This window comes from Candidatus Thermoplasmatota archaeon (assembly GCA_035541015.1).
In the GTDB taxonomy this organism is placed as follows: Archaea; Thermoplasmatota; SW-10-69-26; order JACQPN01; family JAIVGT01; genus DATLFM01.
Map to the genome: position 1 here is coordinate 22295 of DATLFM010000112.1, position 21156 is coordinate 43450.

General features: G+C 64.7%; 21 protein-coding genes. 7 read left to right on the forward strand and 14 right to left on the reverse strand.

The window, feature by feature from the left end; genetic code table 11:
• Positions 1–11 precede the first annotated feature (11 nt).
• From VM681_11195 to VM681_11215, 5 genes are all read right to left on the reverse strand, one after another.
• The gene (locus tag VM681_11195; protein ID HVL88550.1) at positions 12–1460 is read right to left on the reverse strand and encodes a ubiquitin-like small modifier protein 1; all 1449 of its coding nucleotides are present in this window, start codon (positions 1458–1460) and stop codon (positions 12–14) included.
• Positions 1457–1885 (reverse strand): M67 family metallopeptidase, encoded by a 429-nt coding sequence (locus tag VM681_11200; protein ID HVL88551.1) that lies wholly within the window; start codon positions 1883–1885, stop codon positions 1457–1459. Before VM681_11200 ends, VM681_11195 begins: the two co-directional genes overlap by 4 nt.
• A gap of 26 nt (positions 1886–1911) precedes the next feature.
• Positions 1912–2361: a hypothetical protein gene (locus VM681_11205; protein ID HVL88552.1), complete on the reverse strand. Its 450-nt coding sequence runs from the start codon at positions 2359–2361 to the stop codon at positions 1912–1914.
• A 364-nt stretch (positions 2362–2725) separates the two neighbouring features.
• Positions 2726–5863, reverse strand: coding sequence for a type I restriction endonuclease subunit R (locus tag VM681_11210; protein HVL88553.1), 3138 nt, complete (start codon positions 5861–5863; stop codon positions 2726–2728).
• A 221-nt stretch (positions 5864–6084) separates the two neighbouring features.
• The gene (locus tag VM681_11215; protein ID HVL88554.1) at positions 6085–6348 is read right to left on the reverse strand and encodes a hypothetical protein; all 264 of its coding nucleotides are present in this window, start codon (positions 6346–6348) and stop codon (positions 6085–6087) included.
• A gap of 141 nt (positions 6349–6489) precedes the next feature.
• On the opposite strand from VM681_11215, the gene VM681_11220 reads away from it, so the two are divergent.
• Both VM681_11220 and VM681_11225 read left to right on the forward strand, forming a co-directional pair.
• Positions 6490–7212, forward strand: a complete 723-nt coding sequence (locus VM681_11220; GenBank protein HVL88555.1) for a hypothetical protein — start codon at positions 6490–6492, stop codon at positions 7210–7212.
• 133 nt (positions 7213–7345) lie between these two features.
• On the forward strand, positions 7346–8101 hold the full coding sequence (locus VM681_11225; protein ID HVL88556.1) for a DNA-processing protein DprA: 756 nt from the start codon (positions 7346–7348) through the stop codon (positions 8099–8101).
• A 4-nt stretch (positions 8102–8105) separates the two neighbouring features.
• Here the strand turns inward: VM681_11225 and VM681_11230 are convergent, their stop codons facing one another.
• The gene (locus VM681_11230) at positions 8106–8399 is read right to left on the reverse strand and encodes a hypothetical protein (GenBank protein HVL88557.1); all 294 of its coding nucleotides are present in this window, start codon (positions 8397–8399) and stop codon (positions 8106–8108) included.
• Positions 8400–8528: 129 nt separating this feature from the next.
• On the opposite strand from VM681_11230, the gene VM681_11235 reads away from it, so the two are divergent.
• Positions 8529–8684 carry a hypothetical protein gene (locus VM681_11235; GenBank protein ID HVL88558.1) on the forward strand — a complete coding sequence of 52 codons (156 nt, stop codon included), beginning with the start codon at positions 8529–8531 and terminating at the stop codon, positions 8682–8684.
• A 178-nt stretch (positions 8685–8862) separates the two neighbouring features.
• On the opposite strand, the gene VM681_11240 is transcribed toward VM681_11235, so the two are convergent.
• Positions 8863–9639, reverse strand: a complete 777-nt coding sequence (locus VM681_11240; protein ID HVL88559.1) for a DUF6293 family protein — start codon at positions 9637–9639, stop codon at positions 8863–8865.
• Positions 9640–9715: 76 nt separating this feature from the next.
• Between VM681_11240 and VM681_11245 the strand changes: the two genes are divergently transcribed.
• Both VM681_11245 and VM681_11250 read left to right on the forward strand, forming a co-directional pair.
• The gene (locus VM681_11245) at positions 9716–10579 is read left to right on the forward strand and encodes a hypothetical protein (GenBank protein HVL88560.1); all 864 of its coding nucleotides are present in this window, start codon (positions 9716–9718) and stop codon (positions 10577–10579) included.
• Positions 10580–10588: 9 nt separating this feature from the next.
• Positions 10589–10768, forward strand: coding sequence for a hypothetical protein (locus VM681_11250; GenBank protein HVL88561.1), 180 nt, complete (start codon positions 10589–10591; stop codon positions 10766–10768).
• Here VM681_11250 and VM681_11255 read toward each other — a convergent pair.
• The 3 genes from VM681_11255 to VM681_11265 are packed head-to-tail and all read right to left on the reverse strand — an operon-like array spanning position 10761 to position 15168.
• Entirely contained in the window at positions 10761–12092 is a 1332-nt protein-coding gene (locus VM681_11255; protein HVL88562.1) for a restriction endonuclease subunit S, read from the reverse strand. The two genes, VM681_11250 and VM681_11255, sit on opposite strands and share 8 nt — an antisense overlap.
• Complete coding sequence (locus VM681_11260) at positions 12082–13683, reverse strand: class I SAM-dependent DNA methyltransferase (protein ID HVL88563.1); 1602 nt, start codon at positions 13681–13683, stop codon at positions 12082–12084. The genes VM681_11255 and VM681_11260 overlap by 11 nt, the downstream gene beginning before the upstream one ends.
• 27 nt (positions 13684–13710) lie before the next feature.
• Positions 13711–15168, reverse strand: a complete 1458-nt coding sequence (locus VM681_11265) for an aldehyde dehydrogenase (GenBank protein HVL88564.1) — start codon at positions 15166–15168, stop codon at positions 13711–13713.
• A gap of 339 nt (positions 15169–15507) precedes the next feature.
• Here VM681_11265 and VM681_11270 point away from each other — a divergent pair, with 339 nt between their 5' ends.
• Positions 15508–17070: an FAD-dependent thymidylate synthase gene (locus VM681_11270; protein ID HVL88565.1), complete on the forward strand. Its 1563-nt coding sequence runs from the start codon at positions 15508–15510 to the stop codon at positions 17068–17070.
• On the opposite strand, the gene VM681_11275 is transcribed toward VM681_11270, so the two are convergent.
• From VM681_11275 to VM681_11285, 3 genes are read right to left on the reverse strand one after another with little or no spacing between them, the layout of a single operon-like run.
• On the reverse strand, positions 17067–17603 hold the full coding sequence (locus VM681_11275) for a cob(I)yrinic acid a,c-diamide adenosyltransferase (protein HVL88566.1): 537 nt from the start codon (positions 17601–17603) through the stop codon (positions 17067–17069). The genes VM681_11270 and VM681_11275 overlap by 4 nt on opposite strands.
• A gap of 7 nt (positions 17604–17610) precedes the next feature.
• Positions 17611–18768, reverse strand: coding sequence for a hypothetical protein (locus VM681_11280; GenBank protein HVL88567.1), 1158 nt, complete (start codon positions 18766–18768; stop codon positions 17611–17613).
• The gene (locus tag VM681_11285) at positions 18765–19745 is read right to left on the reverse strand and encodes a hypothetical protein (protein ID HVL88568.1); all 981 of its coding nucleotides are present in this window, start codon (positions 19743–19745) and stop codon (positions 18765–18767) included. The genes VM681_11280 and VM681_11285 overlap by 4 nt, the downstream gene beginning before the upstream one ends.
• A gap of 180 nt (positions 19746–19925) precedes the next feature.
• Here VM681_11285 and VM681_11290 point away from each other — a divergent pair, with 180 nt between their 5' ends.
• Positions 19926–20648, forward strand: a complete 723-nt coding sequence (locus VM681_11290) for an FAD-dependent oxidoreductase (GenBank protein HVL88569.1) — start codon at positions 19926–19928, stop codon at positions 20646–20648.
• A 63-nt stretch (positions 20649–20711) separates the two neighbouring features.
• Here the strand turns inward: VM681_11290 and VM681_11295 are convergent.
• Positions 20712–21156: right-handed parallel beta-helix repeat-containing protein (locus tag VM681_11295; protein HVL88570.1), on the reverse strand; the 445-nt coding region annotated here is incomplete at its 5' end.

The window sequence follows — 21156 nt, forward strand, 5'->3', positions numbered from 1 at the left end:
ACGCTCGCGCCTCAGTACATGGGCATTTCAGGGTCAACTTCCTGGCCCCATGCCGCGATTCCGCCATGAAGATTCCGCACCTTCCTGAAGCCAAGGTCGAGCAGGAACTTCGTCGCGTTCATGCTGCGCATGCCCGTGTGGCAGTACACGACGATCTCGTCGGCTGTGGAAAGCTCGTTCACGCGCTCCGGGAAGACGGGAAGCGGGATGAGCGTCGCGCCCTCGATGCGGTTGATCTCCCACTCGTTCGGGTTGCGGACGTCCACGAGCCGGATCTTCTCGCCCGCCGAAAGGCGCGCGGCAAGCTCCGTGGCCGTGACCGAGGGGACGCGCCCCTGGGGCGCCTGCGGCTCCTGTCCGCGCAGGCCGCAGAACTCCTCGTAGTCGATGAGCGCGCGGATCTCGCGCGTTCCGCACGCGGGGCACTTCGCGTTCTTGCGAAGGGTGAGCTGCGTGAAGGTCATGCCAAGCGCGTCGTAGAGGATCAGGCGCCCGACGAGCGAGTCGCCCTTGCCCAAGAGGAGCTTCAAGGCTTCCGTGGCCTGGATGGCGCCCACGACGCCCGGGAGGACGCCGAGCACGCCGCCCTCCGCGCAGCTTGGAACGAGCCCGGGCGGCGGCGGTTGCGGGTACAGGCACCGGTAGCAGGGGCCCTTCTCCGCCCAGAAGACCGACGCTTGCCCCTCGAACTGGAAAATGGAGCCGTACACATTGGGCTTGCCCAGGAGAACGCACGCGTCGTTCGTGAGGTAGCGGGTGGGGAAGTTGTCCGTTCCGTCCACGATCACGTCGTAGTCGGCGAAGACGCGAAGCGCGTTCCCGCTCGTGAGCCTCTCTTCGTGCGCGACGACCTCGATTCCGGGATTCAACGAAAGGAGCCGCTCCTTGGCCGCCTGCACCTTGCTCTTGCCGACGTGGTCGGCCGAGAACAGGATCTGCCGCTGGAGGTTCGTCTCGTCGACGACGTCGAAGTCGACAAGGCCGATCGTTCCCACGCCTGCTGCGGCAAGGTAGAGCGCGACGGGGCTCCCGAGGCCGCCCGTGCCGATGACGAGCACGCGGCCCTCCTTGAGCTTGCGTTGGCCCTCGAGCCCCACGTCGGGCAGGATGAGGTGGCGCGAGTAGCGGCGGATCTCGTCGCGCGTGAGACCGTAGGGCGAAGCGACCGAACGTCCACCCCCCACCTGGCCGCCCGCCACCGCCGGCACGATCACGAGCGTGTCCCCGCTCTTGACGGGCGTCGCGTCCTGCTGCAGGTGCCGCACGTCCTCGCCGTTCACGTACACGGCCACGAAGGGACGAAGCGCGCCCGATTCGTCGAAGAGATGCTTGCGAAGCTCGCCGTGGTCGGCGGCAAGCGCGCGCAGCGCCTCGCCCACGTTGGCGGCCGAGACGGTCACGCTCGCCTGCCCCTTGGCGTAGGCGCGAAGCGGCGTGGGGATGCGGACGGTGACAGTCACGGAAGGACCAACAACTCCTCGGATTTAAAGGTCCTGTCCGCGGAAAGCGCGAAGCTCGCCGCCTCGCCCGGCCCCTTGGCGGTCACGGCCACGATGAGGTACGATTGGCCGGCGAACCCCGCGTGCAGGCGGTCGTACTCGCTGGGCCGCGCCACGCCCGTCGGGTGGCTGTGGTAGAATCCGACGTGCTCAAAACCGCGCGCGGCCTGCTCCTCCTCCGCGCGCACGAGCGCCAAGGGGTCGTACGCGTAGTGGCGCGCCCGAAGCTCCGGAGGCGCAAACGTGTTCGCGGCGCGCACGACCGCGCGCACGGTGCGATCGTCGCCCGCCGCCTCCCCCAACAGAAACCCGCAGCACTCCTCCGGAAACGTCGCGGCGGCGTGCGCGCGAACCTCCGACAGCAAGGCGCGGGAAATGCGCAGCAACGCGGGAGCACAACGCGGGCGCGGGCTTAAGCCCCTCGACAGTGCGGCCGCGCCCACTCCTCGCCCGCAAACGCGCTCACCGCGCAAAACTGCGGCAGGAACCGCGCGTGGCCGGCGTCAAGCAGCGCGGCGTTGAGATTCACGCCTCCGCACTCGACGACCGCGACCATGCGCGTGCCCGTCGTGTCCGTCGGCTGGCCCGCGTCGCGCCGCCACGTCGCCTCGCCGCCCACGGGGCACGTCGCGTTGGTGAAGCCCGTCGCCTCCTCGAAGCCCGCTTCGCCCCGTTCCGGCGAGTCGACGAGCGCAAGACGCACGCGGCCGCAGCCCGCGGCGTCGAGCGTGTCGCCGTCGACCACGCGCGCGACGGGAGCGAGGAACGTGCCGGTGCAGATGCCTTCGCTGGGAAGGGAAGGGGTGAGGCAGCCGGGGGTGAGGGTAAGCAGAATGAGCAGGCCAGCTGCACCGGGCTTCACGAAATGCGCACCCACGTTTTGCTCGAAAGAGTTTCGGGCGAGCGAGGGGTTAGAGTTTCAAGAGCCGCTGCGCCCGACGAGTCGGTCGCAAGGAGCGCGAAGCAGGGTCATGATCGCCGGATAGAATTCAAGCGTGGTGAACGCCGGGCGGACCGACTGCCTGCTTGCCGCGCCCGGCGCAATTTCAGGATGACCTTTCGCCGACCCAGCGGGGAATCTCTTCTTCCGCCCGCAAACTCCGAAACCGAATGCGGGCGAAGAAACCCAGACGGTGCCAATGCGGGCGCGTGGTGCTGTCAACTGTCGATGAACCCGTCGATGGCGAGCCTTACTGCATCTTTGGCATGTGCCCGCCGGTGGCCCCTCATGCCTGAAGCCAGAAGTCCGTGAGCGTCTCGGCCTGTTCCAGCACGAGATGGGTGGCCCGCTCCTGCTTGTCCGGCGGGTATCCGTACTTGCGAAGGATGCGCTTGACGATCACGCGGAGCTTGGCTCGCACATTTTCGCGGACGGTCCAGTCGATCGTGACGTTGTCGCGAACTGCCTCCACCAGCTCACGGGCGATCGTCTTTAGCGTGGGCTCCCCCAAGACCTTCACGGCGCTGTCGTTGGCTTCAAGCGCATCGTAGAAGGCGACCTCGTCGTCGGACAGACCAAGGTCATGCCCGCGCGCCGCGGCCCTTCGCATCTCCTTGGCAAGCTGGATGAGTTCCTCAATCACTTGCGCGGCCTCGATCGCCCGATTCTGGTAGCGACGAACGCTTTGCTCCAGGAGCTCGGCAAACGACCGCGCTTGGACGACGTTCCGCTTTGACCTCGTCCGAATTTCGCCCAAAAGCAGCTTGCGCAGCAGTTCCACAGCCAAGTTCCGCTGCGGTAGTCCTCTTACCTCGGTCAAAAACTCGTCCGAGAGAATGGAAATGTCCGGTTTCTTGATCCCCGCGGCGGCAAAGATGTCCACGACGTCGCCGGACACGACGGCTTTGGACACGATCTGGCGAATGGCGCGGTCGAGTTCCTCGTCCGTCCGGCGCTCGCCGGGATCGCCCTTTGCGAGCACCGAGCGAACGGCTTGAAAGAACGCCACGTCGTCACGGATGCGGATGGCTTCCTCGTGCGGGACCGCAAGCGCGAAGGCGTGGGAGAGTTCGGTGACGACGCGAAGAAGGCGGGCCTTGCCGTCGCGCTGGGCAAGGACGTGCTCTTGAGCGGCCGGGAGGAGACCCAAACGGTCCTGCGGTGTCCCGGACGACCAGTCAGACCAATCGAAACCGTGGAAAAGCCCGCGGCAAATGTCGTACTTCTCCAGCATTACCGCGACCGCTTCCTCTTGGTCCACCGCAGTCTTTCCGGTCCCGCCACTCTCGGTGTACGTGGCAAGCGCTTGCTTGAGCTCGTCCGCGATTCCCAAATAGTCCACGACCAAGCCGCCGGGTTTGTCCTTGAACACGCGATTGACGCGCGCGATGGCCTGCATGAGGCCATGGCCTCGCATCGGCTTGTCCACGTACATCGTGTGCAGGCTGGGCGCGTCAAAGCCCGTCAGCCACATATCGCGGACGATCACGATCCGGAACGGGTCCTTGGCATCGCGGAACCGCTTGGCCAGCGATTCGCGGCGAGCCTTGTTGCGAATATGGCGTTGCCAATCCAGCGTGTCGGACGCCGACCCCGTCATGACGACCTTGAGGATTCCGCCCTCGTCGTCCTCATGGTGCCAATCGGGACGAAGGGCCACGATTTCGCGGTAGAGCTCGACGCAGATTCGGCGGCTCATGCAGACGACCATGGCTTTGCCATCCAACGCGGCAAGCCGCTGTTCGAAGTGTTCCACGAGATCGCGGGCGACTCGCTTCAAACGATTCTCCGAGCCCACGACGGCTTCGACTTGCGCCCACTTGGTCTTGAGCTTTTCCTTCCGTTCGACTTCCTCACCCTCGGTGACCTCTTCGAACTCGGAGTCGATTCGTGGGCGCTCGGACTCCTTGAGCTGCAACTTTGCCAAGCGCCCCTCGTAGTAGATTGGCACCGTGGATTGATCGAGAACCGCCTGCCGGATGTCGTAGACGCTGATGTAGTCGCCAAAGACGGAACGCGTGTTCTTGTCGGTCGCCTCGATGGGCGTTCCGGTGAAGCCGATGAACGACGCGTTGGGCAACGCGTCGCGCATGTGCCTTGCAAAGCCGTCGATGAAGTCGTACTGGCTGCGATGGGCCTCGTCGGCGATCACCACGACGTTCCTTCGATCCGAGAGGATGGGATGCTTGTCGCCCTTGATCTCGGGCAAGAACTTCTGGATCGTCGTGAACACCACGCCGCCGCCCGACACGCGCAGCTTCTCCCGCAAATCGCCGCGGTCGGCCGCTTGGACCGGCGGCTGGCGGAGAAGATCCTTGCACTTGGCAAACGTTCCGAAGAGCTGGTCGTCCAGATCGTTGCGATCCGTGAGGACCACAAGCGTCGGATTCTCCATTTCCGGATGGAGGATCAAACGGCCGGCGTAGAAAGCCATCGACAGGCTTTTGCCGGAACCCTGCGTGTGCCACACGACGCCCACGCGGCGGTCGCCCGGGTCTCCGCCATGTGGCTTGGCGGGGAGACCTTCCTTCCCCGCCGTGCTTTCCGCTGTCCGTGGGCCCTTGGCGCGCAACGTCTCCCCGAGGGCGACGTTCACGGCGTGGAACTGGTGATAGCCTGCGAGAATTTTCGTGAGCTTGCCCCCGCCTTCGTCCTGAACCACGACGAAGTGGCGAACCAAGTCCAAGAATCGTCGCTTCTCGAACATTCCTTCAAGAATCACCTGCAACGCGGGCGTCTCGGCCGGCGCTTGCTCGGCGCCGGTCGTCGTGCGCCATGGCTTGAACCATTCCTTCCCTGCACCAAGTGCCCCCACGCGCGCCTGGACGCCGTCCGACGCGACGAGCGCGACGTTATGTCCAAACAGGGCGGGAATCTGCGCTTGGTAGGTTTGCAATTGCTGGATTGCGGTCTCGACGGTCGCGTTCTGGCTCGCAGCGTTCTTGAGTTCGAGCACCGCAACGGGCAAACCGTTGAGGAAAAGGACGATGTCGGGCCGTCGAACGTGCTGGCCTTCCGCGACCGTGAACTGGTTCACAGCAAGCCAGTCGTTGCGCTCGACTGAATTGAAATCCACGACGCGCGCTTGGGCACCTGCGATCGAACCGTCGGGGCGCCGATACTCGACCGTGACCCCGTCCACGATCATGCGGTGAAGGAGACGGTTCCGCTCCAGCGGCGATGGCGCGTCCGTCCGGGTGATCTTGCGGAAGGCTTCTTCCACGGCTTCGGGCGGAAGGTCCCCGTTGAGGCGAGAAAGCGCGTGGCGCAAGCGCCCTTCGAGAACGACGTCGCGGAAGCCCGGATCCGTGCGCTCGGCGGCGGCCTCACCGTAGGCGATGTCGGGCCCGTGGAGAACCGCGTAGCCCAGCTTCTGCAGCCAGGCGAGGGCCGCATCCTCGACGACGGACTCGGTGAAGCTCACGCATTGTGGATATCTTGGGGATATTTGGGGTTATCACCCGCGGGATGGGGATACCCACCGGCGCCCCCGGCCGGATGCCCCGTAATCATGGTCCACCTGTCGAACTCGCAACTTTATTATACTTTTATCATACCAGTTCAGCCGGAAGCCTTATTCCATCGCGGGCAGCCGTCGGCGCCGGAGCGAAGCGGAGGCGCCAGCCTTTCACGCCACGCGGAGCCCTAACGAATCCCAAGGTACGGAGACACGACAAGAACAAGAAAGGCGGCGGCCAACAATGCGAGAAAAAGCGAAGTGGGATCCAGCCACGCCGGCCGTTCGTGCTCGATCGCTTTCCCGATAACATCTGCCGCCCGCTCCGCATTTGCCTCGGTATCCCTTGGATTCGTGACGGTGCCAATTCCGAAGTTGAGAACGGACAGGATCAGTGGAACGGCGAGAATCGCCATTGCCACGGCCCATATCTTGACCAGCACGGCTTTCATAATCCCCCGCGCACGGCGACTAGCATCCGCTCGGGCGGCCAATCATGATCCGTGGAATGAACGCTTGTGTAGGATCACTGAAAGTGTTCACGGTGGGACGAGACACGAAACCTTGATCGGTGGGCGACTGAATAGGGGCACGTGCTGCCCGGCGCCAGCGCCATTTGGAAGACCCGCCTCGTCTCAAGCTACGCGGTGCCAATGATCGCCTATCGCTGCAACCAATGTAGCTCACCCATGCTGGAAAAGTTCTGGGCCGCAACCGGACTATGCGCGATCTGCTACAACCGGAATTCTCCGATCTATTCGCCAAAGGGCATTTCAAAGGCTTGGAGCCTGACCACGTACCTGAAGGCCAAGAGCGAGCACCCGGGCACCGCTATCATCCAACGCGCCAAAACGGATCGCGCATTAACGGAAGCCATGATGACGGCATCGGCGCAGGCCTTCCTGGACGAGCTGACATGGCAGGAGGAACCTTGGCGGCCGGAACTTGTCGTGCCTTGTCCCAGTAGTCGCCAGCGAGGCACGACCCGGTCATTTGCAATGGGAAGTGCGGTAGGCAAGGTGCTGGACCTTCCAGCCCATGACGTCTTGGTCCGCGTGGACGACAACCCTCCACGGTCAGCGCAGGAAGGCAAGAGGGAGCCCGAAACTTTCGGCAAGCTCTTGGATGAAGTTAGAATTGAGGCGCAAGCGCAATTCATGGGCGAAAAGATCCTGGTGGTCGACGACCTTGCAACCATTGGAACTACCGCTGCTTCAGCCGCCCACGCGCTCCGGCAGGCCGGCGCAAGCGACGTCCGCCTGCTCGCCTTCGCGAAGTTCTGCACCAAAGAGCACTTGGAGGGCTACTGTGACTGAAGCCGATCCGGCGCTTGTTGCCTTGGCTGCGGCAAGCGACCTGCAGGCGTCCGCTTGGGAACGGTGGGGCCCGACGCTTACGCCTCCCTTGACAACGCTCCCGGCCGCGCTCCCGCCTGAGGCGCTCGCAGGCATGATCCACGATTGGGGCAAGCTACAGCCCGAGTGGCAAAAGCAGGTCGAGCGTACGCGCGAAGCTCTCGAGCGGATGTGGAGTCAAGGCGTCGTCTCCATCCCGATCACAGATCCGAGATACCCCCCGCAACTTCGATCGATCGAACTGCCCCCACTCGTCCTGCATGTCCAAGGCTCGCTTCGCCATCTCAGCACTGGAGTCGCAATCGTGGGAAGTCGCGAACCAAGCGAACGGGGCCAAGCAATCGCGCGCAGCTTTTCGGAGAAGCTGGCACACCTTGGAATCCCAATTATCACCGGAATGGCGCGCGGAACTGACCAGCTCGCTGCCCGACACGGTGCCAAGGCGGGCGGCGTCGTGGTGGGCGTGGTACCGGGGAGCCCACTCGACACGATCCCATTGCTTTGCAGCGACGAATACGCCATGGTCCGCGCCTCGGGCTGCATCGTGAGCGAAACGACGCAAGCCGTCGAGGTGACCCCCCGATCCTTCCTGCGCCGGAATCGGATCATCAGTGGACTCGCGCGCCTCCTCGTGGTCGCAGCAACGCGAACGTCCGGCGGAACGATCAACCAGTTGGAATGGGCGTGGCGTCAGCAGCGGCCGAGCATCGTGTTCGACCGCGGCGCGGAACCGGGATTCCAACAAAAGGTCAAGAAGCCCGCCTACCATTTCGTTCCCGAGCACCGGCTTGTCCCGCTGGCCGAGGACTTGTGGACGGCGCCGCGAATGTCACCGCAGACGGCGCTATAGCTCGCTACCTCTTCGCGAGAGCGGCCACGACAAGCACGAGCAAACCGATGGCAATCAAGCCTTTCAGGGCGTCTTGTAGTTGCTCGTCGGAGAGCGGCTGACCGGCATTTCGTAATTCCTTTCCAAAGTTGTACGCTGCCACGAACTGTTGCGCATTGCGAAGGCTCGATGGGTCTTGCGCATTTCCGAACGATTGCAGAATCTTCTTTCGCCACCTTCGAAGCCGGGGATCATATTCGTCTTCGACTGCAACGACGTATTCGTAGCCGCCGCTTGGGCGCAGTTCGACGCGGGCCATCTCCCCACCCCAGAAAGGATCTGCTTTCTGAGGTTTTGGCTGATATCTTCCAAAACCCTTATAGTCTTCGACGGGCAATCAAGCTTGGATGATATCGCCCAATCGGGTTTTGGGAGGAGGTGAACCAAAATGACTCACATCCCGCACCAGCACGCAGGCCAATTCGAGCTGTGCTACGACAAGCTCTGCGCCCGCGTGCACACGTCGCAGGAGAGCGCCGATGCGCTCGGCGTGCTCGCGGTCGGCCTGATCGCCGTCGCCATCTTCGCGGCGCTCAGCGGCTAGCCGCACGTCCTCGGCAACGACAACAAGTTGTCGCCCGCGGTGTCATTCGGAGCGGTCCGAACGTAGCGGGTCCCGTTGCGTTCTGCGTGAACCAGGCGGGGCCCGCCCTCGGAGCCGCTCCGGATACAACTGCAGGTAAACGAACTGGGCATTGCGGCCGAATCTCTCAAGGTGCCGCCTACGACCCCATGCAGAGGTGCGCCACGTAGTCTCCCTCGCTCGTAAGTAAGATCTCGCGCCGCTGGCCTCTCGGCCGTATCTTGACCAGATTCTCCGCGAGCAACTTTTGCAGAATGCCCTTGTTGAATCGAACATTCAAGCGGTTCTTTTCCGCCCGTGGAGTATTTTTTTCGTACTTGGCGCCTTCAAAACCGCTTACGCCAGCGTCGCGAAGAAGGTATATTGCCTCCTTGTAAGTCAGGGGATTCGGTAGACGCTTTCTTAATTCACGCAAGATAAGTTGTCCATCCTCGGGCGGGAGTCGCAGATCGAATCGCGGAAGGGGAACTGGCTCACCCTTCATTCCCCGGGTGAGCCCGTACTTCTTTACGTCCTCATCCGTATGCACGTAGCTCTCAGGCCGGACGTAATAAACAACTCCACGGTCACGAGGCAGATGCGCTAGAGCAGCGATGGTAGCTGCGGCCGCGGCAACCTTTCCCGCGGCGGACATGTTTACGTACACCCGGTCGCCGTTTTTCAACGCGGCCTTAATCAGGCGCGTGGTCTCCCTGAGAATCCCGCGAATGTCGTCGTTTGCATCGACAATCACGAGCGAAACTTTCGCGCCGGTCGCCTTTAACGCTTTCTCGACCTGGCGATAGGCTTGCTTCTGCTCTGGCCGGGACTCCGGGTTGCACAGGATATGCACTTCGTGAGCACGGTAATGATGGATCGGCAAAACGGCTCGATCGATTTCCCAGCCCAACGGAACAATGTGCACAAGTCGATCCATGCTTTCCTTAACCAGCTTAGCATTATTGCTTAGCTAAATAAGTTTGACTATGAACGACCCGCCTTAGCCAGAATCGATGGCAACCCGAATTTTGCCGATCAAGCCAACCGGAGCGAGCAACACGAACACCAGCCGCCTTCTCTACGCATGGATGGACCCGGTCCACCTCGAACAACAAGTCGGGCCGCACGTCTACCCGTCGATCCAGGCGCAACACGCCGCTGCGTGGCAAGCGCGGCTGGCGTTGCCGCAGGCGGCGCCGCCGCGACCCATTCTCCAGTCGCTGACGGATGCCGCGGAACTCGCATGGGCTCAGGAAGTTGCAAGCCAGCCCGCATTCCAGAAAGCGTTTGGACACCCGCCGGGCGCGTTTTCCTTCGCGCGCGTTCCGATCGAGGCGCTTGTCACGTTCCAGCCGTGGCTTCACCCCTACCACACGCCGGTGCCGACGGAAGGCCTGGATATCTTCAAGTGGTGCCTACCCAAGGAATTCACCGTAACCAGTGAGATGAACGTGGAGGCCGGCACCGACGGAATCCCCCGACGCATGGTGATGGCCACGGACGACCCCAGCGCGATCCTCCAAGTCGCCATGACGCCTGTAGGTTTGGCGCTTGGCGCTGGACCCCGGCTCAACTGGGTGCAGGTTGTGGACGTTCAGGGCATGTACGTGCTGAAAAACGGCTACCACCGCGTTGCGGCGCTTCACGCAGCCGGCCACACGGAGGTTCCAGCCGTCGTGACATCGGCGGCCCGACTCGAGGAAGTCGTTTTACCCGCCCCCGGATTCTTCAACGCGGGGTACTTGGCGGGACTTCCACGAAAACCGATGGTGGCCGATTTCCAAAACCCGTCCTTCGTGGTCGACGTTCCGCATGGCAAGCAGAAACGGGTGATCGAGGTTCGCTTCGATGTGGCCTCGTTCAATGTGCCCGTGTAGGAGATTAGCATGTCGAGCATCCCTGAATCGGTGATTTATCTCGCCGTCTTCGTGGTGGCCTTTGTGATCATGTTTGCCCTTGGTTCGTCCTTTTGGCCAGAACCAAATAGCCGTCCGCTCTTCGGCCTGATCTTCGGAATCTGTGCAACGGGCGGTGGTACCGTGGTGATCAAGTGGATCATTAAGTAGTCCGCACGGCCACCTTCGATGGAACACGAACCTCTCCCGAAATGAGCTTCGGCAGCAGCGCGTCGCGAAGCGCGGCAAGCGTGTAGCCTTGCTCGCAGTTCGCTCGAATGCGCGCGAAGAGCCGGTCCGCCGCCTTCGCGAAAGCCCGCATCGGCTCGGGAGGAGGTACGACCACCTTTACCGAATCAAATGTGGCGCGCGTGATCGTGCTGAAGACCGACCCATGTGTATTCTGCTTGAGCACACGGATGGCTTGGCGAAGCACGTAGTACGTGAAGACGTCCGAGCAATCCGTGCCGCGCACGCCGAAGCATGACTGGTTCATCGCCATTGGGACCCCCACAAGCGCGAGTTTGCCCACCGTGCCTCGGGCGGTGATTATCGTGGTTCCCACAGGCAATACCTGCGCTGCGCTGTTGTCCACGCCTGCCTGTGTGATGCCTTCCTCTGTCCAGAGGACGAACACATCGGAATCCGCCGGGGTATCCCGAACGGAGAACCACGGAATCTCGCCATTCCAGTAGGACGGGTCACTACGTTTCGGAGTGCCGCCGCTCAGGATGTGGATGAAGGACGAGAGCGGCGCCACCCCCCACCCCCCTGGCACCTCCCCAATCTCCGACTCGACGAACCGATCCGGAAACAGCGCCTCCACTTCCGGCGGCAACCCCGTTTCCCGCCTCTCCATCTTCGCCCGCACTGGCTCGAAGTCCACAAACCAGCTCTTGAAAATGGCCCGCGCCATCTCTTCGAGCGTCTGATTCATGCGCCGGTTGAGTTCGATCTTGTCGTCGAGGGTGCCAAGGACGTGGGCGATGGCGCGTTGTTCGTGGACGGGCGGGAGACCAAAGGTGAAGCCTTCAATTCGCGCGGGGGAAGTGTGGAGAATCTTGGTGCCGCTCGCAGATATGACAAGCTCACGGTTGAAGGCGGGAGACAGGAAAAGCCAATACAGGTAGGAGGAATCGACGCGAGTGCTATCGCGAACAACCACCCGTCCCAGGCGCTGATTGTGCAAGTACACGCGGCCATCTTCTGGGACGCGGGCGGGAATGCCCAAAATCTCACCACCGGGTGTTTGACAGGTCATAATGAGAAGCGTATCTCGCGGTTCCAACTCGAATTCTTTCGGGTAGTCACCTCGATACTCTTTGAATTGAGTTTCAGCGAAGCGGAAGCCGCCCGTGTAGCGAAAATTCCCGACGCCAACCACAATCGGCCGGCCAGTGAGTTCTTCATTGTAGAACTCGCTTTTGAAAGGCCATCCATGCTTGATCTCCACGAGGTCGCCGAGTCGGGTCAGGGTCCATCCTTCAACGCCCATATCCAAGCGCCTCCAGATTGGTCGCAATCGCCTTGTCCAACCTGTTGGCCTCCGCCTGCTGCTCCTTCAACGTCGCCACGAGACGTTTCATCTTCTCGTCGAATGGCTCGCCGTCGTCCTCCACTGCCCCCGCGCCCACGTACCTCCCCGGCGTCAGCACGTGTCCGTGCTTGCGGATTTCCTCCAACTTGGCGCTCCTGCAGAAGCCCGGAACATCCTCGTACTTGCCCGCGCCGGGGTCGCCGCGCCAAGCGTGGTACGTCCCTGCGATCTTTGCGACGTCCTCGGTCGTCAATTCGCGGTGGACGCGGTCCACCATTGTGCCCATCTTGCGCGCGTCGATGAACAACGTGTGACCGCGCCGGTCGCGGAACCGCGGGTCTTTCTTGCTCTTCGTCAAGAACCACAGGCAGACGGGAATCTGCGTCGAGTAGAACAACTGGCCGGGCAGCGCGACCATGCAGTCGACGAGGTCGGCTTCGACGATGTTCTTGCGGATCTCGCCTTCTCCCGACTGGTTGCTGCTCATGCTGCCGTTGGCCAGCACGAAGCCGGCAATGCCGTTTGGGGCGAGGTGGTGGAGGAAATGTTGCACCCACGCGAAGTTGGCGTTGCCCGCGGGCGGGACGCCGTGGACCCAGCGCTTGTCGTCCTTGAGGAGTTCGCCTCGCCAGTCGCTGTCGTTGAACGGCGGGTTGGCGAGAACGTAGTCGGCCTTGAGGTCGGGATGCTTGTCGTTGTGGAAGCTGTCGCCGTGGGCGATCTGCGCGTCGATGCCGCGGATCGCGAGGTTCATCTTGGCAAGGCGCCACGTCGTGTAGTTCGACTCCTGGCCGTAGATCGAGATGCCGGCCTTCTCGCGGGCGGCCTTGGGCTTGCTTCCGCCGCCGTTACCGTTCTCGGTCGCGTGCGCCTCGATGAACTTCTCGCTCTGCACGAACATGCCCCCCGAGCCGCAGCACGGGTCGAATACGCGGCCCTTGTACGGGGCGAGCATCTCGACGAGCACGCGGACGACGTGCGTGGGCGTGTAGAACTGGCCGCCCTTCTTGCCCTCGGCGGAGGCGAACTGCGAGAGGAAGTATTCGTAGACCCGACCCAGCGTGTCCTTGGCGCGCTCGGCCGGGCCGCCAAGCTCGATGTCGCTTACGAGGTTGATGAGCTGGCCCAAACGCTGCTTGTCGAGGCCGGGGCGAGCGTAATCCTTCGGCAGGACGCCCTTGAGCGACGGGTTGTCCCGCTCGATGGCGGCCATCGCGTCGTCCACGAGCTGGCCGATCGTGGGCTGGGGGGCCTGCTTCTTGAGATGCGGCCAGCGCGCTTCGGGCGGGACCCAGAAGATGCTCACCGCGCGGTACTCGTCGGGATCTTCCGGGTCGGCGCCTTTGGACTTGTTCGCGACGAGTTCCGCGTGCTTTGCTTCGAACGCGTCGCTGATGTACTTGAGGAAGATGAGGCCCAGAACGACGTGCTTGTACTCGGCCGCGTCCATGTTGTTGCGCAGAGCGTCGGCGGCGGCCCAGAGCTTGGCCTCGAAGCCAAGCGTTGCACCGTTGGAGGACTTCGCAGGTTTCTTCGATCCGCGCGCCAGTTCCCTCCCCCCGATGCCACTTCTTCCCTACCCGTACCTCACGCTCACGTTCTTCACGCGCGTGTAGTGCTGCAAGGCCCCAATCCCTTGCTCTCGTCCCAACCCCGATTCCTTGTACCCGCCAAAGGGCGTCATGGGGAACGTGACGGGGCCCTCGTTCACCATGACCATGCCGGACTCCAACTGGCGCGCGACGGTGTGCGCCGTGCCGACGTTGCCCGTCCAGACGGAGGCGGCAAGGCCAAAGCTCGAGTCGTTGGCGATCTTGACGGCCTCCTCGGGCGTCTCGAAGGTGAGCACGGAGAGGACCGGGCCGAAGATCTCCTCGCGCGCGATGCGCATGGACGGTTTGACGCCGTCGAAGATGGTGGGCGTCACGAACGATCCCTTTGCAAGGGCGCCCTCGTCGAGCGCTTTGCCGCCCGTGGCAAGCCGCGCGCCCTCGTCGCGTCCGGTCTTCACGTAGTCGAGCACGCGCCGCTGCTGCTCGGGCCCGCACACCGGCCCCATCTGGCTCGTCTCCAGGACGCCCGGGCCCACGCGCAGGCCTTCGGCGAACTTCCGCACGCGCGCCACGACGTCGTCGTGGACCGAGGCGTGCACGAGCAAGCGCGACCCGGCCCAGCACATCTGGCCGGCGTTCGCAAAGATGCCAAAGCCCACGCCCTTTGCAGCCTTGTCGAGGTCGGCGTCCGGGAAGACGACCTGGGGGCCCTTTCCCCCAAGCTCGAGGCAAACCTGCTTGATGCCGCGCGCGGCGACCTCGAAGACCTGGCGGCCCGTTTCGACGCTTCCGGTGAAGGTGACGCCGTCGACCATCGGGTGCGAAGCGAGCGCTTCGCCCACCGTGCGACCGCCGCCGGTCACGACGTTGAACACGCCGGGCGGGAAGCCGGCCTGCTCCGTGAGCTCGGCCAGGTGCAGGAGCGACAGCGGCGTGAGGCTCGCGGGCTTGGCGACGACCGTGTTGCCGGCGGCAAGCGCGGGCGCGATCGAGCGCGACGAAAGCAGGAGCGGGTAGTTCCAGGGCGCGATGTGCGCCGTCACGCCAAGCGGCTCGCGCAGCGTGTAGTTGACGCGCGGGCCGGGCACGGGGATGGATTCGCCCTCGATCTTGTCGGCAAGGCCGCCGTAGTACTCGAAGAGCCAAGCCGTGTAGGCGACGTCGCCCTTGGCCTCGCGAAGCGTCTTTCCGTTGTCGAGCGTTTCGACCTCGGCGAGCTTGTTGAGGTTCGCGCGGACGAGCGAGGCGAGCTTCCAGAGAAGGCGCCCCCGCTCGGACGGGTCCATGCGCGACCACGCCTGCGAGCGGAACGCCTCGTGGGCGGTGCGCACGGCCTGGTCGGCCTCGTCCTTCCCGCCGGAAGCGACCTTGGCCAGAAGCTCGCCCGTGGCCGGATCGCGCGTGTCGAAGGTCTTGCCGCCGGGCGCTTCGATCCACTTTCCGCCGATGAACATCGGGTAGCTCTTGCGATCGAGGGGCATGACCTGCCTCCGGATGCGCCCCATTGCTACCTGGGTATAAAAGGAATCGGTCGGCGTCTATCAAAATGCGCAAGTGAAACCGCGATCGCGGTAGGGCTTCCGCGCGGCCACACGAATGTGCGCACGAGGCGGCGAGATTCCGACCAGCGCTGCATCAGAAGAAGGGGTTCGAATGAATCCACTCGATCGAGGTGATGCAGCGGAAATGAGGGGGTGGTTCTTAAAGTCGAGGAGTTCCCTCAAGAATCCGCTGGCCGCACGCCGGGCGAGTCTCGTCGGTTCCCGACCGAGGATGGGACTCAATTGAAAAGGGGGGAGGGGATGGGTAGTACGTTGCAAATGAAGTCGGGAACCGGGACCGCCGACGCCCCGCTTGTGACCGGGGAGCCCATCGTGAAGCTCCTCGCCTTCACGGACCAGCCGTTTGGCATAAGCGTCGCCTCCGCACGCACTTGCTACAGCCCCACGCTCCGATTTGCGAGCGAGTCGACGCCCGAGCAGCGCGAGCGCATCGGAAAGAGCATCTACGAAGCGGGCCACCACACGCCCTTCCAGCACCCCACGTTCGTGTTCGGCCTCGAGAACGTGAGCCGCCAGTTCGTCTGGTCGTTCCTTCACAGCCACCCGTTCTACAACAGCGAGCAATCGAGCCAACGGTACGTGGTCTTGCACGAGGCCAAGGTGCACGTCCCGCCATTGTCGGGCGAGGCCCGATCCGTCTACGAGCAGGCCGTGCTGCAAGCCTGGCGGGCCTACGCCGACCTGTCGCGCATCCTCGATCGGGACACGCGCCGCATCCAAGCCCCGCTGTCGCGCATCAAGGGCCAGAACGAGAAGCAGATCGCCAAGGAGGCCGAGAAGAAGGCCATCGAGACCGCGCGCTACGTCGTGCCGGTCGCCGCGTTCACCTCGATGTACCACACGGTGAGCGGCATCGAGCTCAAGCGGTACGTTCGCATGGCAAATTCGGGCGACTGCCCGACGGAGACGCGGGCCATCGTGGCCAAGATGGCCGACGAGGTCCGGCGGGTGGATCCGGATTTCTTCCTCGTGGGCGACGACGCGCTCCCCGAGGGGGACGTCGTCGAGAACCGCGCCATCGTCCCGCCCGATCCCGAATTTGCCGCCCGCTTCGACCGCGAGCTCGGCGAGGGCTGCGCGAAGCTCGTCGCGTTTGACCCCAACGCCGAGACGATCCTCGCGCAGGCCGTGCGGGAGGTCCTGGGCGCCTCGCCCGCCGAGCTTTCCGACGACGCGGCCCTCGCGCTTGCCCTCGATCCGGCCAAGAACCCGCATCTCCTGGACACGCTCAACGCTTGGACGCACAGCCCGATCCTGCGCGCGCTGTCGCACGTCAACTACACCTTCCGCAAGAAGATCAGCCACGCGGCCGACAGCCAGGACCAGCGCCACCGCACGGTACCCGCGAGCCGCCCGCTCCTCACGCGGGTGCACACGCGCGAGCCGGACTACATCACGCCCGAGATCGTCGCGCGCAACCCGGAGGCCAAGCGCGTGTACGACGCGACCATGCGCGCGCTCTGGGACGCGAAGAACCGCCTGCTCGACCTTGGCGTGCCCGCCGAGTTCGCCTGTTACCTCCTCCCGAACGCGACGGCCGTCCGCTACACGCAGACGGGAAGCCTCCTGCACCTCCTGCACAAGTGGCGCATGCGCACGTGCTTCCTCGCGCAGATGGAGATCTACCAGGCGAGCATGGAGGAGATCGCGCAGGTCGCCGCGGTCCACCCGCGCTTGACGTCCCACATCGGTCCGCCTTGCTATTTCCGCAAGGGCTTTGCAAGCCTCCACAAGGAGCTCGAAGGGCCCTGCCCCGAGGGGCCGCGGTGGTGCGGCATCCGCGTGTGGAACAACTTCCCGAAGGTTCGAAGGCCGATCTAGAACACGACCTCGCTCTCGGCCACGCCCGCTTCGTGGTTGGCCTCGCGCGCCATGAGGAACAGGAGGTCCGAAAGCCGGTTGAGGTAGACGACGGCCTCGGGCGCCACCGCGTCGGGCTCGGCCTCCCGCAGGCGGATCACGGCCCGCTCGGCGCGACGGCAGACCGTCCGCGAGAAGTGGAGGTGCGAGCCCGCGGGCGAGCCGCCGGGCAGGACGAAGCGGCGAAGCGGCGGCAGGACCGCTTCGAGGACGTCGATCTCGGCGTCCAGGCGCTGCGCGTGCGCCTTGCCCAAGCGCGGCCCCCCTTTGGCGCTTGAAAGGTCCGCGCCAAGGTCGAAGAGCTCGCGTTGCATCCGACGAAGGGACGAAGCGATCTTGCGCGGCGCGCCGGCCGCAAGGGCGACGCCAAGGGCCGCGTTGAGCTCGTCGACGGCGCCAAACGCCTCGATCTGAAGCGACGTCTTTCGGACGCGCCGGCCGTCGGCAAGGCCGGTTTCGCCCTTGTCACCCGTGCCCGTCGCGATGCGCGACATGCGTCTCCTAGAGGCTCTTGCGCGCCCGCTGCGCGCCCTCGGCAAGCGCCGCAAGCTTCGCAAAGGTGGTCTCCCACGTTCGCGTGCGCAGGCCGCAGTCGGGGTTGGCAAAGACGCGCTCGGCGCCGAGCTTGTCGGCGGCGTACAGCAGGCGGTCGCGCACGAGCTCGGGGGTTTCGACGAAGTCCGAGTGGACGTCGAGCACGCCAAGGCCGACGGCGCGGTCGTCGTTGTACTCCTCCATGAGCTCGAGGAACGCGTAGCCGGGCCGGTCCTCCCGCCGCGTGCCGGGCTTGCGGCTGTCGCGGTTGGCAAACTCCATCGCGTACTGCTTGCAGCTGCGCATCTCGAGGATCTGGGGGAAGAGGCGCTTGTACTCGGAGAAGCAGAGGTGCACGGAGTGGTAGCCCGGAAGGCCCCGGACGGTCTCTTCGAAGCTTTCGACGAAGATGTCCGTCTCGTCGTACTTCGTCGTGGCCGCGGGCTCGTCGATCTGGATCCTTGTCGCGCCGGCCTTCACGAGGGCCTCCACGGTCGGGCGGACGAGGTTCTTTGCGATGGCGACGGCAAGCTCGCGCTTGGCGTCGTGGCGGGCCTGCTTGGAGAGGCGGTCGCCGTGGGCAAGCTTGCGCTCGTAGAACTCGTTGAAGCTCCAGTCGGCAAGCGTGAAGGCGCCCGTCACGGGGACCTTGATCTCGCGCCGCGCGTTCGTGCGGATGAAGTCGAACTCGCTCGTGTGGTAGGGCTTCTTCAAGCCGGGCGTCGCGACGCAGGCGGCCTTGAGGTAGTACTTGTTGTCCCAGCTTCGGACGTGGCCCAGGAACTTGAAGCCCTTGGCGTTCTCGATGGGGTACTGGTACATCTCGGCGCGGCGCTGCTCGCCGTCCCAGACGAGATCGAGGCCCGAGGCCTCGAGGAAACGGATGCCGTAGAGCGCGGAGAAGTCCTCCACGGCCTTCTTGTCCTTGGCGCTGCGCGTGCGCTTGCGCAGGAGCTTCCCGAGGGTCTCCTGCTCGGCGGCGGGGATCCCGATCTTCTTGCCCCACTTTCGGGCCTCGGAGAGGTCCTTGTCCTCGATCTTCTTGCCCTGCCGGTACTTCACTCGCCAGCCGGGCTTGGCGATGCTTCCGATCTCCTGCGTCGCAAACTGCCGCGGGACGGTCATGCGGCCACCGCCTTCTGGCGCGCGACCTTGGCCGCCGCGCGCGCGAGGTTCGAGAGCTTGCGGTCCGCAAGCGCGCGGGGGAGGAACTCGAGCTCGCAGGTGGGCGCAAGCACGAGCTCGCGCACCCCGGCCTCGCGGGCGAGGTTCCGCGCCGTCTCGGCGATCTCGTCGGGGGTCTCCAGCAGGCTCGACCGGGCGTCCACGATGCCGGCCTGAAGGCCGCGCGTGAGGCGCGCGGCGCGAAGCTCGGGAAGGGGCGTCTCGTACAGGTCCACGCCGACGTAGTCGACCGGCAGGTCGTCGAGGTCGCGGAGGATGGGGCCCGCGTTTCCAAACTGCGTGTGGTAGACGGTCGTCGAGCCGTCGGCCGCCTCCACGATGCGCGAGACGGCGCGACGCAGGGCCATCCATTCCTCGCGGTCGGGCGGGAGGACCGAGACGGCCGGGTCGGTGAGCTGGATCCACGAGGGGCCGGCCGCGTGGATGCGGGCGGCTTCCTTCGCCAGCACCTCGCCGAAGGCCGCGATGAGCTCGACCGAACTTCCGTAGTGCCGGTCGTCGCACATCTTGGCAAAGGCGTAGGGCGACGGGAGAAACGCCTTCCAGGCGACGGCCTTGGGGCGCGGGGCAAGCGTCGTGACGACCGGGCGCTTGGACGCGGCGAGAGCGCCGTTCACGACCGGGCGCTTGTAGAATGTGTTGTTGTCGAAGTACCGGGTGAGCGAGCCCACTTCAAGGCCGGGGACGGACTCCGCGAATGGGCGGAAGATGTCCTGGGTCGCGAACTCGCCGTCCGTGACGGGATCGATCGCGAGCTTCTTTTGCAGGGCAAGGAGCGCTTTCACGTCACGCGAGCGGACGCGGTCCAGGGCGGCGTCGTCGATGCGGCGGCGGTCGTGGTCGCGCGTGGCAGCGACGAGTTCCTCGGAACGTGCATGGATGCCGGAAAGCGCGGCGCGGACGGACGTACTCGTCACCTCAAGCGGCCCGGGTCGGGCGCGCCGGGAACCCTCGGCACGCTATTAGTACATTTCGAGCCACCGATGCTTGCAATGCATATCGCGCGAATGCAGTCATGCGCGTTGAGGCGGGCGCGCGGGGCTCCTGCGGGGCGCGTCCCCCAAAGTTCTTCCGAAGGCGCGACCCGCCCCGATCGCATGCGTCAGCGTGCCGTCGAAACCGGCGTGCTCGGGGTTCGGGAAGAGACGCCGACGGTGCGATCGATCCGGGTTCCCCGGCCGCCCGCGCTGCGTTGGGTCGCCGGGCAGCACGCCTCGGTGGGCCTGGCGACGCCGGCGGGGGTCGAGCGCCGGCTGCTTTCGATCGCAAGCTCGCCCCTTCGGGACGAGATGTGGTTCGCAAGCGCGCGCGGAAGCTCCACGTTCAAGCGCGCCTTCTTCGCGCTTGCGGAGGGGGGCTCCGTCCAAGTGGCCGCGCCCGAGGGAGACTTCGTGCTCGATCCGGACGCCGCCTCGCACGTGCTCCTCACCGAGGGCATCGGCGTCACGGCTGCGCTTGGAATCCTCGAGTACGCCATGGACGCGAGGCTGCCGCAACGCTTCGCGCTCGTGTACGCGGCGGCCGACCCGCGCGAGTTCGTCTTTGCCGACCGCATCGACGCGCTTGCCGCCGCGCGGCCGGGCTGGAGCGTCGTCTACACGGTCACGGAGCCCAAGGAGCACGACCTCGCGTGGCCCGAGTTCGGCGGGCGCGTGGGCCGCATCGACGCAGACCTCGTGAGCACTGTGGCCCCGCCCGACGGGCGGACGACCTACTACGCGTCGGGGCCGCGGAAAACCGTGGAGCGCTTGCGCGAGACGCTGCTGTCGCTCGACGTGCCCGAAGCGCGGATTCGGCAGGAAGTGTTCCTCGGGTACTGACGGGGGACCGGAGCCGACGACGGACGCGCCGCCCGCCCAGAGCCCGACGAGGCCCTGCCACGGCTACCGATCGCACACCAGAAGCGGCATGCACGTCGGCAGGCCCACGCGGCTTCCGGCAAATGCGTTGGGCGCGGTGAGCCACGGCGTGTAATCGATGGTGGCGTTTCCGTCGGGTCCAGGTTTGCCGTCCGTGATCGCAGGATCGCAGCCCGTCGTATTGGGCCCCGTCGCGCAGCCCCACCAGTTGTCGGTGGCGTTCAGGCTTCGGAAGGTTTCCGTGAGCTTCACGCCGAAACCCGCGTTTCCGAAGATGTTGTTGAAGTGAGCTTCCGGCGGAATTCGGCGCTCCGCCCAGATTCCACCGCCCGCGTTCCCGGAAATGACATTTCCTTCAATGCGGTTGGGCGTAGGTTCCACCGAACCCACGTCGTAAAAGTACACGCCTACGCCGCTGTTGTTGGCGATCGTGTTGTTGCGAATGAAGATGCGGTCGCTGTCCCGGGTT